Origin of the sequence: Agromyces allii (genome assembly GCF_009749385.1) — a bacterium.
Classification (GTDB): Bacteria; Actinomycetota; Actinomycetes; order Actinomycetales; family Microbacteriaceae; genus Agromyces; species Agromyces allii.
The window spans coordinates 42,914-59,317 of sequence record NZ_WBIN01000004.1; the positions used below are offsets into that span (position 1 = coordinate 42,914).

The 16,404-nt window shown below is 69.2% G+C and carries 15 protein-coding genes; 4 read left to right on the forward strand and 11 right to left on the reverse strand.

All coding sequences use genetic code 11. The annotated features are described in order from the left end of the window. Nucleotide 1: 1 nt before the first annotated feature. Together cydB and GQR16_RS06560 are read right to left on the reverse strand one after the other, a co-directional pair. Nucleotides 2-1,006 carry a cytochrome d ubiquinol oxidase subunit II gene (cydB, locus tag GQR16_RS06555; RefSeq protein WP_157414359.1) on the reverse strand — a complete coding sequence of 335 codons (1,005 nt, stop codon included), beginning with the start codon at nucleotides 1,004-1,006 and terminating at the stop codon, nucleotides 2-4. Nucleotides 1,007-1,019: 13 nt separating this feature from the next. Next, complete coding sequence (locus GQR16_RS06560; protein WP_157414360.1) at nucleotides 1,020-2,432, reverse strand: cytochrome ubiquinol oxidase subunit I; 1,413 nt, start codon at nucleotides 2,430-2,432, stop codon at nucleotides 1,020-1,022. Between the two features lie 87 nt (nucleotides 2,433-2,519). Between GQR16_RS06560 and GQR16_RS06565 the strand changes: the two genes are divergently transcribed. The 3 genes from GQR16_RS06565 to GQR16_RS06575 are packed head-to-tail and all read left to right on the forward strand — an operon-like array spanning nucleotide 2,520 to nucleotide 4,473. Further along, on the forward strand, nucleotides 2,520-2,894 hold the full coding sequence (locus GQR16_RS06565; RefSeq protein ID WP_157414361.1) for a BlaI/MecI/CopY family transcriptional regulator: 375 nt from the start codon (nucleotides 2,520-2,522) through the stop codon (nucleotides 2,892-2,894). Between the two features lies 1 nt (nucleotide 2,895). After that, a complete protein-coding gene (locus GQR16_RS06570; protein WP_157414362.1) occupies nucleotides 2,896-3,729 on the forward strand; it encodes a M56 family metallopeptidase in 834 nt (277 codons plus the stop codon). Between the two features lie 39 nt (nucleotides 3,730-3,768). Next, nucleotides 3,769-4,473, forward strand: coding sequence for a DedA family protein (locus GQR16_RS06575; protein WP_157414363.1), 705 nt, complete (start codon nucleotides 3,769-3,771; stop codon nucleotides 4,471-4,473). Here GQR16_RS06575 and GQR16_RS06580 read toward each other — a convergent pair. The 5 genes from GQR16_RS06580 to GQR16_RS06600 all read right to left on the reverse strand — a co-directional run bounded on the left by GQR16_RS06580 (nucleotide 4,470) and on the right by GQR16_RS06600 (nucleotide 8,565). Next, nucleotides 4,470-5,345: an ABC transporter substrate-binding protein gene (locus tag GQR16_RS06580; RefSeq protein ID WP_170298431.1), complete on the reverse strand. Its 876-nt coding sequence runs from the start codon at nucleotides 5,343-5,345 to the stop codon at nucleotides 4,470-4,472. The two genes, GQR16_RS06575 and GQR16_RS06580, sit on opposite strands and share 4 nt — an antisense overlap. A 58-nt stretch (nucleotides 5,346-5,403) precedes the next feature. Further along, nucleotides 5,404-6,183: an ABC transporter permease gene (locus GQR16_RS06585; RefSeq protein ID WP_157414365.1), complete on the reverse strand. Its 780-nt coding sequence runs from the start codon at nucleotides 6,181-6,183 to the stop codon at nucleotides 5,404-5,406. Then, nucleotides 6,180-6,875, reverse strand: coding sequence for an ABC transporter permease (locus GQR16_RS06590; protein ID WP_157414366.1), 696 nt, complete (start codon nucleotides 6,873-6,875; stop codon nucleotides 6,180-6,182). Before GQR16_RS06590 ends, GQR16_RS06585 begins: the two co-directional genes overlap by 4 nt. After that, entirely contained in the window at nucleotides 6,872-7,741 is an 870-nt protein-coding gene (locus GQR16_RS06595; RefSeq protein ID WP_157414367.1) for an ABC transporter ATP-binding protein, read from the reverse strand. The genes GQR16_RS06590 and GQR16_RS06595 overlap by 4 nt, the downstream gene beginning before the upstream one ends. A 164-nt stretch (nucleotides 7,742-7,905) precedes the next feature. Further along, the gene (locus GQR16_RS06600; protein WP_157414368.1) at nucleotides 7,906-8,565 is read right to left on the reverse strand and encodes a TetR/AcrR family transcriptional regulator; all 660 of its coding nucleotides are present in this window, start codon (nucleotides 8,563-8,565) and stop codon (nucleotides 7,906-7,908) included. Between the two features lie 109 nt (nucleotides 8,566-8,674). Here GQR16_RS06600 and GQR16_RS06605 point away from each other — a divergent pair, with 109 nt between their 5' ends. Then, nucleotides 8,675-9,733, forward strand: a complete 1,059-nt coding sequence (locus GQR16_RS06605; RefSeq protein ID WP_157414369.1) for an App1 family protein phosphatidate phosphatase — start codon at nucleotides 8,675-8,677, stop codon at nucleotides 9,731-9,733. Between the two features lie 40 nt (nucleotides 9,734-9,773). Here the strand turns inward: GQR16_RS06605 and GQR16_RS06610 are convergent, their stop codons facing one another. From GQR16_RS06610 to dnaE, 4 genes are all read right to left on the reverse strand, one after another. Then, nucleotides 9,774-10,832: a quinone-dependent dihydroorotate dehydrogenase gene (locus GQR16_RS06610; RefSeq protein ID WP_157414370.1), complete on the reverse strand. Its 1,059-nt coding sequence runs from the start codon at nucleotides 10,830-10,832 to the stop codon at nucleotides 9,774-9,776. 44 nt (nucleotides 10,833-10,876) lie between these two features. Then, nucleotides 10,877-11,350: a transcriptional regulator NrdR gene (gene nrdR / locus GQR16_RS06615; RefSeq protein ID WP_067877089.1), complete on the reverse strand. Its 474-nt coding sequence runs from the start codon at nucleotides 11,348-11,350 to the stop codon at nucleotides 10,877-10,879. 108 nt (nucleotides 11,351-11,458) lie between these two features. Next, the gene (gene hisD, locus GQR16_RS06620; protein WP_157414371.1) at nucleotides 11,459-12,766 is read right to left on the reverse strand and encodes a histidinol dehydrogenase; all 1,308 of its coding nucleotides are present in this window, start codon (nucleotides 12,764-12,766) and stop codon (nucleotides 11,459-11,461) included. A gap of 47 nt (nucleotides 12,767-12,813) precedes the next feature. Then, nucleotides 12,814-16,287 (reverse strand): DNA polymerase III subunit alpha, encoded by a 3,474-nt coding sequence (dnaE, locus tag GQR16_RS06625; protein ID WP_246200620.1) that lies wholly within the window; start codon nucleotides 16,285-16,287, stop codon nucleotides 12,814-12,816. Nucleotides 16,288-16,404: the final 117 nt, after the last annotated feature.

A 16,404-nucleotide genomic window follows, 5' to 3' on the forward strand; every position in this document is an offset into this window, starting at 1 on the left:
GTCAGTGCGCGGCCGCCTCGACGGATGCGCGCGAGACGCGCTTGCGGAACACCCAGTACGTCCAGCCCTGGTAGAGCAGCACGATCGGCAGGGTGAACAGCGCCACCCAGCTCATCACGGTGAGGGTGTACTCGGTGCTCGACGCGTTCTCGATCGTGAGGCTGTTCGCCGGGTCGTTCGAGGCCGGCATCACGTCGGGGAACAGCGCCGCGAACAGCGCCAGCACCGCCGTGGCGACGGTGACCGCGAGCAGCGTGAAGGCGATGCCCTCGGCCCCGCGCAGGTTCGCCAGCCAGCCGCCGATGAGCGCGAGGGCGGCCACCGCGGCGAACACCCAGAACCAGAACGTGCCGAACGCGAAGCCGGTCCAGAGCAGGAAGCTCGCGGCGACGACGATCGTGATCGCTCCCGAGCGGACGGCGAGGCGGCGCGCACGCTCGCGCAGGTCGCCCTCGGTCTTGAGCGAGGCGAACACGACGCCGTGCGTGAAGAAGAGCAGCAGCGTCGTGAGGCCGCCGAACAAGGCGTACGGATTCAGCAGCGTCAGCAGGTTGCCCGTGAAGTTGTGGTCGGCGTCGAGCGGCACGCCGGCCACGATGTTCGCGAACGCGACGCCCCAGAGCAGCGCGGGCACGGCCGAGCCGACGACGATCATGCCGTCGAACCACGCCTTCCACTTCGAGTCGGGCCGCTTGTGCCGGTACTCGAACGAGACGCCTCGCGCGATGAGCGCGAGCAGGATCAGCAGCAGGGCGAGGTAGAACCCCGAGAACAGCGTGGCGTACCACTCGGGGAACGCCGCGAACAACGCGGCGCCCGCGACGATGACCCAGGTCTCGTTGAGGTCCCACACGGGGCCGATGGTGTTGATCAGCACGCGCCGATCGGTGTCGTCCTTGCCGAGGAACGGCAGTGACATGCCGATGCCGAAGTCGAACCCGTCGAGGACGAAGTACCCGACGAACAGGAACGCGACGATCCAGAACCAGAGTGTTGCGAGATCCATCTTCAGTCGCCTCCTAGTAGACCGTCGTGGCGGGTTCGATCTTGCCGGTCTCGGGATCCGGCTCCCCCACCTCGGGCGGCCCCTTGTGGATCGCCTGGATGATGAGCCGCACCTCGACCACCGCGAGGATGCCGTAGATGAGCGTGAAGGCGACGAGCGAGATGAGCACGTCGAGCCCGGTCACGTAGGGCGAGACGCCCGATTCGGTCTTCATGAGGCTGAACACGATCCAGGGCTGTCGACCCATCTCGGTGAACACCCACCCGACGCTCATCGCGAGGAGCGAGAGCGGGAAGCTCCAGATCGCGACCTTCCAGACCCATGCCTGCTTCGGCATGCGTCCCTTGCGGGTGACCCAGAGGCCGACCACGGCGATAAAGACGTGGAGCAGGCCGAGGCCGATCATCCAGCGGAACGCCCAGTAGGTGACCCAGAGGATCGGCGTGTAGTCGCCGGGGCCGAACTGCTGCGTGTACTGCGCCTGCAGGTCGTTGATGCCCTCGACGCACCCGTCGAACGTGTGCGTCGACAGGAACGAGAGCAGGTACGGGATGCGGATCGAGAAGAGCTCGCTCGACCCGTCGGGCGTGCCGAGGGTGAAGATCGAGAATGACGCGTCCGCCCCGCAGACCGTGTCGAACGTGGCCTCGGCCGCGGCCATCTTCATGGGCTGCGTCGCGACCATCGCGAGGCTGAGCTGGTCGCCGAACAGGGTCGTGAGCACGCCGGAGCCGATCATGAGCCAGAGCCCGTACTTGAGCGCGGGCCGCATCGTGTCGATGTGCTGGTTGCGCGCGAGGTGCCAGGCGGCCGCGCTGATGATGAGGCCCGCCGCGACCATGAAGCTCGCCGCGATCGTGTGCGGGAACGCGGCGAGGGCGACCCGGTTCGTGAGCAGCGCGCCGATGTCGACGAGCTCGGCGCGGCCGCTCTCGGCGTTCAGCTCGTAGCCGACCGGATTCTGCATGAACGCGTTCGCGGCCAGGATGAAGTACGCCGACAGGATGGTGCCGACGGCGACCGCCCAGATCGTGGCGAGATGGATGCCGCGCGGCAGCTTGTCCCAGCCGAAGATCCAGAGGCCGATCATGGTCGCCTCGAAGAAGAAGGCGAGCAGGCCCTCCATGGCCAGCGGGGCGCCGAACACGTCGCCGACGAACCGCGAGTACTCCGACCAGTTCATGCCGAACTGGAACTCCTGCACGATGCCGGTGACGACGCCCATGGCGAAGTTGATGAGGAAGATGTTGCCGAAGAACCGCGTGATGCGCAGGTACTCGGCCTTGCCGGTGCGGAACCAGGCGGTCTGGAACACCGCGGTGCTCGTCGCGAGACCGATCGTGATCGGCACGAAGAGGAAGTGGTAGACGGTCGTGAGACCGAACTGCCACCTGGCCAACAACAGTGGATCGAGCAGGTCGTTCACGGATGTCCCTTCCACACGCCCTCGACTTCGCGAGCCGTTCTTCTACAGAGCGTAGAACATTCAGGCTCGCGGCGGTAGTCTGGAGCCATGGCGAGTCTTGGCGAGTTGGAGCGCTCCGTGATGGAGGTGCTCTGGAACAGCGACGCCGACGTGTCCGCGAACGAGCTCCGCGACGCCCTCGTGCTGCGTCCCGACTCGACCGGCCGCGCCGTCGCCACGACCACCGTGCTGACCGTGCTCTCCCGCCTCGAGCGCAAGGGCTTCGTCACCCGGTCGCGCGACCAGCGGCCGCACCGCTACCGGGCGCTGCTCTCCCGCGAGGAGCACACCGCCGAGCTCATGCACGAGGTGCTCGACCGTTCGAGCGACCGCGACGCCGCCCTCGCGCGTTTCGTCGGAACCGTGAGCGACCGGGAGGCCGCCACGTTGCGCCGGCTCCTCGACGAGCTCGCACACCACTGACGTGATCCCCCTCGCCCTCGTGCTCGGCGCCCTCGCCGTGGCCCTGGCCTGGCCGGTGCCCATGGCGCTGTCGCGAGCTGCGTGGCCGTCCCGCTCCCCCGCGATCGCACTCGCCCTGTGGCAGGCGATCGCCCTCGCCGGCGCGCTCTCGATGATCGGCTCCCTGCTCGCCTTCGGCGCCTCTCCCGCCGGCTCGCTCTCGGGCGCGATCGAGCATCTCCTGCCCGCCGCACTGCACGGTGCGATCCCCGCCGAGTACGCGATCGTGCACCTCGCTTCCATCACGCTGGCGATCGGCCTCGCGATCCACCTCCTGGCGAACCTCGGACTCACGGCCGTGCGCGCGGAGCGCGAGCGTCGGCGCCAGCACCAGCTCATCGCCCTCCTCGGCGACCCGATGCCCGGCGTCCCGCGCACCCGGGTGCTCGCCCACCCCGAGCCGCTCGCCTATTGCGTACCCGGCATCCGCACGGCGACGGTACTGACCGACGGCCTCGTCGACGCACTCGAGCCCGCCGAGCTCGCCGCCGTCATCGCGCACGAGCGCGCGCACCTCGACCAGTTCCACCACCTCGTCCTGCTCTCGTTCCGTGCCTGGCACAGCGCGCTGCCGTGGTTCCCGATCGCGAACCGCGCCGAGCGTGCGGTGTCCCTGCTCACCGAGATGCTCGCCGACGACGAGGCCAGACGCGAGGTCGGAGACACCACGCTCCGCTCCGCGATCCTGCTGGTCGGCAGCGCCGGCGAGCCGGGAGCGTACGCCGACTCGGGCGGCATCGCCCCCGATCACGCGATGCTCGCCGCCCGCGTCGCGCGCCTCGGAATCACCCCGTAGTCTGATGCGCCCCTCAGCGGCCGCGGATACGCTCGAACGATGAACGAGATCCTCGACTGGATCCTGAACACGGTGCAGAGCGTCGACCCCGTGGCGCGCACGCTGCTCGCCGGGCTCGGCATCATGTTGGAGACCTCGGTGCTCGTCGGCCTCGTCGTCCCGGGCGACACGATCGTGCTCGTCGCCTCCACCGCGGTCGAGGGCGTCGTCGAGTACCTCGCCCTGACCCTCACGGTCATCGTGGGCGCGCTCATCGGCGAGAGCATCGGCTTCGCCCTCGGTCGGTGGTTCGGCCCCCACATCCAGCGCTCACGGCTCGGGCAGCGCATCGGCGACCACAACTGGCGTCGGGCGCAGGTCTACCTCGCGCGACGTGGCGGCCCCGCGGTCTTCGTCTCGCGGTTCCTGCCCGTGCTGCACTCGCTCATCCCGCTCACGGTCGGCATGAGCGACATGCGCTACCGCAGGTTCATGGCCTGGACGGTGCCGGCCTGCGTGCTCTGGGCGTTCGCGTACGTCTCGGTCGGATCCGCCGCCGCCGGCGGCTACCGCGAGCTGAGCCGCGACCTGCACTGGGCCGGCTACCTCTTCGTCGCCGTCATCGTCGTCTTCCTGGTGGCCGTCTGGGCGGTCAAGCGCTGGCTCATCCGCTCCGAGGCCCGCCACATGACGGAGGTCGCCCCGGAACGGCCGAAGGGGCCGGAGACCGAAGTCCCCGACCCCCGCACGGCCGATGGCGCCTAGATCAGTCCGTTCTCGGTGAGCCAGTCCTTCGCGGCGGTGCTGGCCGAAGCCTTCTCGTCGCCCTCGACCCGGTTGCGCAGGTCGATCAGGTCGTCGGTCGTGAGCTTCGCCGAGATGGCGTCGAGCGCCTTCTGCAGCTCGTCGGAGGCGATCGAGCTCGAGAGGAGCGGGATCACGTTCTGGGCGGCGATCAGGTTCTCGGGGTCGTCGAGGACCACGAGATCCTTCGCCTTGAGGTCGGGCGACGTCGTGTAGATGTCGGCGACCTGGACGGTGTCGTCGGTCAGCGCCTTGACCGTGTCGGGTCCGCCGTAGTCCTCGTACGGCACGAAGGTGACATCCGTCACGCCGTAGACCGAGGCGAGCCCCGGGATGCCGTAGCCGAGCTCGGCGAACTGCGGGTTGGCGCCGAGGCTGAACGGCTGCACGGCGGCGAGGTCGCCGATGGCCTTGAGGTTGTTCGCCGTGGCGAACTCGCTCGTGACGACGTAGGCGTCCTTGTCCTCGGCCTCGGCCGAGGCGTAGACGACGAGGTCGTCGGCCGCGACGGCGTCGACCAGGGCGGCGTCGACGTCTTCGGTCGTGCGCTCGGCGAATTCCGTGTCGTAGTAGGCGAGCAGGTTTCCGTTGTACTCGGGAATCAGGTTGATCGATCCGTCCTGCAGCGCGGGGATGGTCTGCTGGCGCGGCCCGATGTTGAACTTCGTCGAGACGTCGAAGCCCTGCGCGGTGAGCGCCTGGGCGTAGATCTCGCCGAGGATCTCGCTCTCGGGGAACGCGAACGAACCCACGACGATCGCGTCGCCGCTGCCTCCGGCGGCGTCGGTCTCGGGGGCGGTGGGATCTCCTGAGGCGCACCCTGCCAGAGCCACGATGGCTCCGACCGCGACAACGCCTGCGGCGATCCGGCCTTTCTTGAACATGCTCATGTCATTCCCTCTCTTGGTTCGGTGTTCCCACCGTCGCCGGCTGACGCTGTGCCTGCCGACGAACCGCACTCCGACCAGTGTCGGCTGGACCGCCGACACCCGGCGTCGCAGTGAGTCTCTGGATGACCGCGAAGACGCCGTCCACGAGGAGGGCGAGCGCGGTGATGAGGATGGCGCCGCCGAGGATCCGGTTGTAGTCGTTCAACCCGATGCCGCTGGCGATGATCCGCCCGAGGCCGCCGAGTCCCACGTACGACGCGATGACGACCGTCGCGATGACCTGGAGCACACCGGAACGCAGTCCGCCGACGATGAGCGGGAGCGACAGCGGGATCTCGACCTTGACGAGGATCTGGAGTTCGGTCATGCCGCTGGCACGGGCGGAGTCGATGGTCTGCCGATCGACGGACTCGAGTCCGGAGTAGGCGCCGGCGAGGATCGACGGGATCGCGAGGAGGACCAGCGCGATCATCGTGCCGAGGAAGTTGGCCGTCGTGCTGACCATCGAGTAGCCGAGGACCATCGTGAGGAAGAACAGCACGCCGAGCGTGGGGAGGGCACGCATGCCTCCCGTGAACGAGATGACGAACTGCCTGCCCTTGCCCGTGTGGCCGATGTAGAAGCCCAGTGGGAGCGCGATGAGCGCTGCGATCAGGACCGCCACGAACGTATAGAGCAGGTGTTCGGCGAGACGGTCTTGAATGGGCAGCGGCGACTGTGCTCCGGCGACCCAGTTGGCCGGGTCGAAGATCCAGGCGAAGGCGTCGATGAAGAGGTTCATCCGACATCACCCACCGTGATCGGAAGGCGAACCGAATCGGCCTGGGCCGACCTGGATCCGTTCTTCCGGTTCCAGGGCAGCAGCAGCCGGCCGAGCAGCACGAGGATCAGGTCGAAGACGAGAGCGATGAGCAGGCTCGCGACGATGCCCGTCGCGACCTCCTCGAGGATGTTGCGCTGCTTGCCGTTCGTGAACAGGTAGCCGAGGTTCTGCGACCCGATCAGGACGCCGACCGAGACGAGCGCGATGGTGGAGACGGAGACGACCCGCATGCCGGCCAGCAGCACGGGCCCCGCGAGCGGGAACTCGACCCGCCAGAACTGCTGCCACCGCGAGTAGCCCATCGCGAGCGAGGCCTGCTTGACGTCGACCGGGACCGACGTGAATGCATCGGCGGCCGCGCGCACCATGATCGCGACCGCGTAGATCGACAACGCGACGATCAGGTTGATGTCGCTCAGCACCTTGGTGCCGATGATGGCCGGGAGGATCACGAACAGCGGCAGCGACGGGATCGTGTAGAGCAGGCTCGTCGAGGTGATGATGACGGCGCGTGCCGTGCGCCCCGTCACGGCGATCCGAGCGAGCGGCACGGCGACGACGAAGCCCACGATGATCGGGACGACGCTCAGGCGGATGTGGTTGACGGTCAGTCCCACGACGAGGTCGAAGTTCGAGATGAGCCAGTTCATGAGGCTTTCACGTCGGGCGACGCACCGTCTCCGATCGATGCATGGTCGTCTTCGATGAGGCCGGCCGGCCGGCCGGCCGAATCGACGACGACGATCCGACCGCTCGCGGGGTCGCGCGGCTGCAGGCGCAGCCGACGCTGGCCGCGGTCGGCCCCGATGAACGAGGCGACGAAGTCGTCGGCGGGGTGTGCCAGCACCTCGGCCGGGGTGCCGATCTGCGCCACGATGCCGCCGGTGCGGAGGATGACCATCTGGTCGGCCAGGGCGAAGGCCTCGTCGATGTCGTGCGTCACGAAGACCACGGTCTTGTCGAGCGCGCTCTGGAGGCGCCGGAGTTCGGTCTGGAGCTCGAGCCGCACGATCGGGTCGACCGCGCCGAACGGCTCGTCCATCAGCAGGATGTTCGGGTCCGCCGCGAGGGCTCGAGCCACCCCGACCCGCTGCTGCTGACCCCCGGAGAGTTGACGCGGATACTTGTCGGCGAGACCGCGGTCGAGCCCCACGGTGTCGAGGAGCTCGAGCGAGCGCGCCCTGGCCGCCGACTTCGCGACGCCCCGCAGCAACGGGACCGTGGCGACGTTGTCGACGATGCGTCGGTGCGGAAGCAGTCCGCCGTTCTGCATCACGTACCCGATGCTGCGGCGCAGGCGCACCGGATCGACGGTCGCGACATCCGTGCCGTCGACGAGCACCTGGCCGCTGGTCGGGTCGACCATGCGGTTGATCATGCGGAGCAGCGTGGTCTTGCCCGATCCGGAGGAGCCGACGAGCACCGTGATGGTGCGCGGCTGGATCACGATGTCGACGTGCTCGATCGCGAGTGTGCCGTCGGGATACTGCTTCGTGACACCGCGGAACTCGATCATGGCCGCCTCACACCCCGTTCGAACGGTCGTTCGAACTGCAAGTCCCCAGCCAAACACCTAAACGGGCACGAGGCAACGCGAAGCCCGCGCGCGTCGAAAGACGGCGTCACGGACGGGCCCGGTGAACCGGGTGCGAAGCTCGGCCCGCGTGCGGGCGGCCGGGATCAGGCGGCGGTGCTGGCCGCTCGCGGCATGCCGAGGTGCTCGCGCAGGTAGGACTGCACGAGTGCGCGGGCCTCGGCGAGGTAGCGCTCGTCGCCGTCGATCGAGCGCTCGAACGCCCGGTTGATGAGCGAGTCGGCGACCTCGAGTGCGATGCCGATGCGGAATCCGAGCTCTTCGGCCTCGAGGTCGATCTCGAACTCGGCCGCGATCAGCTGCGCCATGCGGGCTGCGAACTCGGGCTCGTGGTCTTCGCCGCGATCGCGGTGACCGGCGTGCACGACGGTGAAGCCGGGCTCGTCGCGGTACAGCGCGATGCAGGCGTCGAGCGAGATGTCGATGAGGTCCCACCACGTCGCGGGGGTGGCGCGCTCGAGCTCATCGGCGACCCGCTCGCGGAACCGCTGGATCGCGCGCTCGCGCAGCGCCTCCACCACGGCGACGCGGTCGGGGAAGTACCGGTAGACCGTGCCGATCGAGGCGCCGGCGCGCTCGGCGACCATCTGCGTCGTGAGTCGCTCGAATCCGGACTCGTCGACGATCTCGGCCGCAGCGTCGAGCAGCGCGTCGAGGCGCTGCGAACTGCGTCGTTGTGTCGGCTCGGTGCGGACTGAGCGTTTCCTGCTCGAATCGGCCCCGAGGATCAGGTCGACATTCGGCACGGAACCTCCTCAGTTTGCGCGGTCAACTCTACCGGCCGTCGAAGCGACCGGATGACCACGCAACCTGAGCGTTTCACGTGCGTCCGCTTCGGCATGACAGACTGAGTGGATGCCGGCGAGCCCCCCTGATCCGGCCGGATCGAGCGAGCGCGAGGTCCGGCACCGCGCCGCGCGCATCGAGGACTGGATCCACGTCCAGCACGTTCGATGGGCGCGCAGCCGCGGGCAGGTGCCGACGGTGGTCCCGTACACGGGCTACGGCTCCACCGAGTGGGTGCGCGTGCTCTGCCGTGTGCTGCTGAGCCGACGCATCTCGCCCGACGAGACCTCTCCCCGGCGCCGCAAGCGGCGCGAGCAGGGCATCCGCGGCTGGCGCAGCTTCACGAGCGCCCCGGTCGGCAACGTGCCCGTGATCATCGAGGTCGGCGGGCAGACCATCGAGGTGCTGACCGACCGCGGCGGCGTGGTCGACACGCGCGTCCCGGTGTCGCTGGCGCCCGGATGGCACGAGGCGACGCTCAGCACCCCGGGTTCCGACAAGGTCACCGCACCGATCCAGGTGCTCGATCCCGACGTGTCCTTCGGCATCATCTCCGACGTCGACGACACCGTCATGGTCACGGCGCTCCCCCGGCCGTTCGTCGCCTTCTGGAACACGTTCGTGCTCGACGAGCACGCGCGCATGCCCACCCAGGGCATGTCGGTGCTCTACGAGCGCCTCGTGCGCGCCCACCCGGGCGTGCCGGTGCTCTACCTCTCCACGGGCGCCTGGAACGTCGCACCGACGCTCAACCGGTTCCTCTCGCGCAACCTGTACCCCGCTGGCCCACTGCTGCTCACCGACTGGGGACCGACGCACGACCGGTGGTTCCGCAGCGGTCGCGCCCACAAGGAGGAGAACCTGCGTCGCCTCGCCGGCGAGTTCCCCGGCATCCGGTGGCTCCTCATCGGCGACGACGGCCAGCACGACGAGGTCATCTACGCCGACTTCGCGGCCGAGTTCCCCGACCACGTGGCGGCGATCGCCATCAGGCAGCTCTCGAAGGGCGAGGCCGTGCTCGCCGGCGGGCGCGGCAAGGCGTCGCAGGTCGAGGTGACGGTGCCGTGGGTCGCGGCCACCGACGGTTCGACGATGGCCGACCAGCTCGCCGAGGCCGGCCTGCTCTGACCCGAGGCCCGCGCTGCGGCCGGCAGCGTGCGGCGGCGCCTCAGACGGTGACGGATGCCGCGGCGCCGCGCTCGCGGCGCACGCGGGCGAGTCCGCGGTTGATCTGCCGGGCCCAGAGCGGCCCGCGGTAGATGAACGCGGAGTACCCCTGCACGAGGTTCGCACCCGCGTCGAGCCGCGCCTGCACGTCTGCGGCCGTCTCGACGCCGCCGACCGAGATCACGCACATCGACCCGGGCACGTTCGCACGCACCAGGCCGAGCACCTCGAGCGAACGGGCCGCGAGCGGAGCGCCCGACAGTCCGCCTGCGCCGATGCGCTCGATCTCGGCCGCAGAGGCGCGGAGGCCCTCGCGTGAGATCGTCGTGTTCGTCGCGATGATGCCGTCGAGCCCGAGGCGCGACGCGAGCTCGCAGATGCGCACGACCTCGTCGTCGACGAGGTCGGGAGCGATCTTCACGAGCAGCGGCGTGCTGCCCGATGCGGCGCGAACCGCCTCGAGCAGCGGGGCGAGCGCGTCGAGCTCCTGCAGCCCGCGGAGGCCCGGCGTGTTCGGCGAGCTCACGTTGACCACGAGGTAGTCGGCGAACGGCGCGAGCACGCGCGTGCTGCGCTCGTAGTCGCCCACCGCGTCTTCGACGGCCGTGACCCGGCTCTTGCCGATGTTCACGCCCAGCACGGGCCGCCGACGGCGACGCGACAGTCGCGAGAGTCGGCCGACCGCGGCATCCGCCCCGCCGTTGTTGAAGCCCATGCGGTTCACGAGCGCGCGGTCGCCGATGAGGCGGAACAGCCGCGGACGGTCGTTGCCCGGCTGCGCGATCGCGGTGATCGTGCCGACCTCGACATGGCCGAAACCGAGATTGCCGAGGCCGCGCACCGCGAAGCCGTCTTTGTCGAAGCCGGCGGCGACGCCGAACGGCGACGGGAACGTCAGGCCGAGCGTCTCGACGGCGAGTGACGGATCGGGCTTCGTGAACTGCTCGACCACCCGCCCGATTCCGAGCGTGGGCAGCGCACGGATCACCCGGAACGCGAGGTGATGCGCGTCTTCGGGGTCCATGCGGGAGAAGAAGAGGGAGAAGACAAGTCCGTACATACCGCCCATCAGGCTATCGGAGTTCCGAGCCCGACGAACGCGCGCTACTCCACGGGGCGCGCGGGGAGGCGGCCGTGCGCCTCGCGCAACTGGCCGATCGCCGACTCGAAGTCGTCGAGCGACTCGAACGCCTGGTACACGCTCGCGAACCGCAGGTACGCCACCTCGTCGAGGTCGCGCAGCGGCGGGAGGATCGCGAGGCCGATGTCGTTCGCCTCGATCTGCGAGGTGCCGGTCGAGCGGATCGTCTCCTCGACGGTCTGCGCGAGCACCGCGAGGTCGGAGTCGGTCACCGGGCGGCCCTGGCAGGCCTTCTTGACGCCGAGCACGACCTTCTCGCGGCTGAACGGCTCGGTCACGCCGCTGCGCTTGATCACCGAGAGGCTCGCGGTCTCGGTCGTCGAGAACCGTCCTCCGCACTCCGGGCACTGACGCCGACGACGGATCGAGAGCCCGTCGTCGCTCGTACGGGAATCGATGACTCGGGAATCCGGGTGGCGGCAGAACGGACAGTACATGGTGGTTCAAGCCTAGCGGGGTCGGAACGGCTCTCGCCGGTCAGCGGGCGTCCGCGCGCACGTCGATGCCGACCGGCATCTGCTCGCCGTCGCCTGCGCCGGCCCGCCTCAGCGTTCGAAGCGCGCGGTGACGGCCTCGCCGTGCGCCGGCAGGTCCTCCTCGGCCGAGAGCGTCGCGATGACGGGCGCGACCGCACGGAGTGCGGCCTCGTCGTAGCGCACGACCTGCTGCGGGCGCAGGAACGTCGCAGCAGACAGCCCCGACACGTGACGCGCGGTGCCGCCGGTCGGCAGCACGTGGTTCGAACCGGCGGCGTAGTCGCCGAGGCTCACGGGCGAGTGGGGCCCGACGAAGATCGCACCGGCGTTCTCGATGCGCGCGAGCGTGGCATCGACATCGGCGACCTGGATCTCGAGGTGCTCGGCGCCGAACGCGTTCGCGAAGGCCGCCGCCTGCTCGAGGTCGTCGACCAGCACGAGCGCCGACTGCGGCCCCTCGACCGCGGCCCGCACACGTGCCGAGTGCTTCGTCGCGGCGACACGCGTCTCGAGACGTTCGCGCACCGCCTCGGCGAACTCCGCCGAATCGGTCACGAGCACGGATGCCGCGAGCTCGTCGTGCTCGGCCTGGCTCACGAGGTCGGCGGCCACGAAGTCGGCGTCGGCGCTCGCATCGGCGATCACGAGGATGTCGGTGGGCCCGGCTTCGGCGTCGATGCCCGTGACCCCGGCGACCAGCCGCTTGGCGGCCGCGACGAACACGTTGCCCGGCCCGGTGACCCGCTGCACGGGCAGGACGCCGAGATCGGGGACGCCGTACGCGAAGGCGCCGATCGCGCCCGCGCCGCCCATGGCGTAGACCTCGTCGACGCCGAGGAGCGCGGCGACCGCGGCGATGGTCGGGTGGATGCGCCCGTCGTGGTCGGCCTGCGGCGGCGATGCGAGCGCGATCGACCGCACTCCGGCGACCTGCGCGGGCACGACGTTCATCACGACGCTCGACGGGTACACGGCCTTGCCGCCCGGCACGTAGAGGCCGACGCGCTCGACGGGTTGCCAGCGCTGCTCGATCACGGCGCCCGGCGCGAGCACGGTCGTGACCGGCACGGGCACCTGCGCGGCGCTCGCGGCGCGCACGCGGGCGATCGTGGACTCGACGGCCTCGCGCACGGCGGGGTCGAGCGCCTCGAGCGCGGCGCGCAGCTCTTCGGCGGGCACGCGGATCGCAGCGGGACGAACTCCGTCGAACCGTTCGGCCTGGTCGAGCAGCGCCTGCCCGCCGTGCTCCCGCACCTCGTCGATGATGCGCCCGGCGGGCGCGAGCGCGGCCGTGACATCCGTCTCGGCACGGGGAACCAGCGCGAGCAGCTCGGCTGGGGACGGACGGGAACCGCGGAGATCGATGGTGCGCAGCATGATGCTCCCAGCGTACCGATCGGGCGCGCGAACGCCCGTCGGCAACGTCACAGGAGGCAGCCGGGCCCGAGCAGGCTCTTGAGCTCGCCGTAGAGGTCGGCCGTCACCTTGACGGGGTACTGCCCCACCTCGAAGACCCGTCCGACGCGCCCCTTCGTGAGGGTGATCCGCACCTCGGTGTCGCCCTGGTGGCGCACGAGCACCTCTCGAAGCGCCTCCGTCGTCTCCTGCGTCGCCCGCTGGTCGGGGATCGTGATCCGCACGATGCCCGAGTCGTCGTCCTGGCCGAGTTCGGGCGTGATCACGCTGTAGGCGTGCAGGTTCATGCCGTCGTCGCGCATGCTCACGCGGCCGCGGACGACCACGATCGAGTCGGCCTGCAGGCCCGGCGCGAACTCCTGGTAGGCCTTGCCCATGAACATCACGGTGATCTCGCCCGAGAAGTCCTCGACCGTGATCATGCCGTACTGATTGCCCGAGGCCTTCGCGACGCGGTGCTGCACGCTCGTGACGAGTCCGGCGACCGTGACGGTGTCGGCGTCCTGCGTGGCGTCGGAGGTCATGAGCTCGGTGATCGTGATCGAGGCGTGCTTCGCGAGGGGCGCCTCGAGGCCCGCGAGCGGGTGGTCGGACACGTAGAGCCCGAGCATGTCGCGTTCGAAGGCGAGCTTCTGCTTCTTCGGCCACTCCGGACGATCGGGCACCAGCGACGGCGCGGCGTCGCGCTCGCTCTCGTCGAAGAGGCTGTCGAAGTCGAACCCGAAGTCGCCCACCTCTTCGGCCCGCTTCTCCTTCACGACCGACTCGACCGCGCTCTCGTGGATCTCGACGAGGGCCCGGCGGGTGTGGCCGAGCGAGTCGAAGGCACCGGCCTTCACGAGGGACTCGACGGTGCGCTTGTTCGCGACCTGGAGCGGCGACTTCTTCAGGAAGTCCTGGAACGACTCGAAGCGGCCCTTCGCCTCACGGGCGCCGCGGATGCCGTCGACCACGTTGAAGCCGACGTTGCGCACCGCGCCGAGTCCGAAGCGGATGTCCTCGCCGACGGCGGCGAAGTAGCCGATCGACTCGTTGACGTCGGGCGGCAGCACCTTGATGCCCATGCGACGGCACTCGTTGAGGTACAGCGCGAGCTTGTCGCGGGCGTCGCCGACGCTCGTCAGCAGGGCGGCCATGTACTCGGCGGGGTAATGCGCCTTGAGGTACGCGGTCCAGTAGCTGAGCACGCCGTACGCAGCCGAGTGGGCCTTGTTGAAGGCGTAGTCGGAGAAGGGCAGCAGGATCTCCCAGAGCTTCTGGATCGCGGCATCCGAGTACCCGTTGGCCTTCATGCCGCCCGCGAAGCCCTCGTACTGCTTGTCGAGCTCGGACTTCTTCTTCTTGCCCATCGCGCGGCGCAGGATGTCGGCCTGACCGAGCGAGAACCCTGCGACGCGCTGGGCGATCGCCATGACCTGCTCCTGATAGATGATCAGGCCGTAGCTCGTGTCGAGGATGTCCTTCAGCGACTCCGAGAACTCGGGGTGGATCGGCGTGATCTCCTGCAGCGCGTTCTTGCGGAGTGCGTAGTTGGTGTGCGAGTTCGCGCCCATCGGGCCCGGTCGGTAGAGCGCGATGACGGCCGAGATGTCCTCGAAGTTGTCGGGCTTCATGAGGCGCAGCAGCGCACGCATCGGGCCGCCGTCGAGCTGGAACACGCCCAGCGTGTCGCCCTTGCCGAGCAGTTCGTACGCGCCGGCGTCGTCGAGGGCGAGGTCTTCGAGCACCGGTCGGATGCCGCGGTTCGCCTCGATGTTGTCGAGGGCGTCGTCGATGATGGTGAGGTTGCGCAGCCCCAGGAAGTCCATCTTGATCAGGCCGAGCGACTCGCACGCCGGGTAGTCGAACTGCGTGACGATCTGGCCGTCCTGCTCGCGCTTCATGATCGGGATGATGTCGATCAGCGGGTCGCTCGACATGATCACGCCCGCGGCGTGGACGCCCCACTGGCGCTTCAGGTTCTCGAGCCCGAGCGCGGTCTCGAAGACCGTCTTCGCCTCGGGGTCGGTCTCGACGATGGCCCGGATGTCGGCGGCCTCTTTGTAGCGCGGGTGCTTCGTGTCGAAGATGCCGGTGAGCGGGATGTCCTTGCCCATGACGGCCGGCGGCATCGCCTTCGTGAGCTTCTCGCCCATCGAGAACGGGAAGCCGAGCACGCGCCCGGAGTCCTTCAGCGCCTGCTTCGCCTTGATCGTGCCGTACGTGACGATCTGCGCGACGCGCTCGTCGCCGTACTTCTCGGTGACGTACCGGATGACCTCGCCGCGACGACGCTCGTCGAAGTCGACGTCGAAGTCGGGCATCGAGACGCGGTCGGGGTTCAGGAACCGCTCGAAGATGAGGCCGTGCTGCAGCGGGTCGAGGTCGGTGATGCGCATCGCGTACGCGGCCATCGAGCCGGCGCCGGAGCCGCGGCCGGGCCCGACGCGGATGCCGTTGTTCTTCGACCAGTTGATGAAGTCGGCGACGACGAGGAAGTAGCCGGGGAACCCCATCTGCGAGATGACGCCGACCTCGTAGTCGGCCTGCTTGCGCACCGCGTCGGGGATGCCGTTCGGGTAGCGCACGTGGAGGCCGCGCTCGACCTCCTTCACGAACCAGCTCTGCTCGTCTTCGCCCTCGGGCACGGGGAATCGCGGCATGTAGTTGGCGCTCGTGTTGAACTTCACGTCGCAGCGCTCGGCGATCAGGAGCGTGTTGTCGCACGCCTCGGGGTAGTCGCGGAACACCTGCCGCATCTCGGCGGCCGTCTTGAGGTAGAACTCGTCGGCGTCGAACTTGAACCGGTTCGGGTCGTCGAGCGTCGAGCCCGACTGCACGCAGAGCAGCGCCGCATGGCTCTTGGCGTCGTGCGCGTGCGTGTAGTGCAGGTCGTTCGTCGCGACGAGCGGGAGGGCGAGGTCCTTCGCGAGCCGGTGCAGGTCGGTCATGATCCGGCGCTCGATGCCGAGCCCGTGGTCCATGATCTCGGCGAAGTAGTTCTCCTTGCCGAAGATGTCGCGGAAGTCGGATGCCGCCTTCACCGCCTCGTCGTACTGCCCGAGTCGGAGCCGGGTCTGCACCTCGCCCGACGGGCAACCCGTCGTCGCGATGAGACCCGACGCGTAGGTTGAGAGCAGCTCGCGGTCCATGCGCGGCTTGAAGTAGTACCCCTCGAGCGAGGCCCGACTCGAGAGCCGGAAGAGGTTGTGCATGCCCTCGGTGCTCTGCGAGAGCAGGGTCATGTGCGTGTAGGCGCCCGAGCCCGAGACGTCGTCGCCTCCGCCGGAGCCCCAGCGGATCCGCGTCTTGTCGCCGCGGTGCGTTCCGGGCGTGACGTAGGCCTCGGTGCCGATGATCGGCTTGATGCCGGCATCGGTCGCCTGCTTCCAGAAGTCGTAGGCGCCGAACACGTTGCCGTGGTCGGTGACGGCGACGGCCGGCATGCCCTGTTCGGCAGCTGCGGTGACGAGCTCGCCGACCCTGGCCGCACCGTCGAGCATCGAGTACTCGCTGTGCACGTGCAGGTGGACGAAGGAATCGGTGGCCACTGGGCTCCTCTTCGGATGCTGCGGGGTGGTTCTCAGGGGTGGTTCTGCGGGCGCGTCCGAGTCTACGGC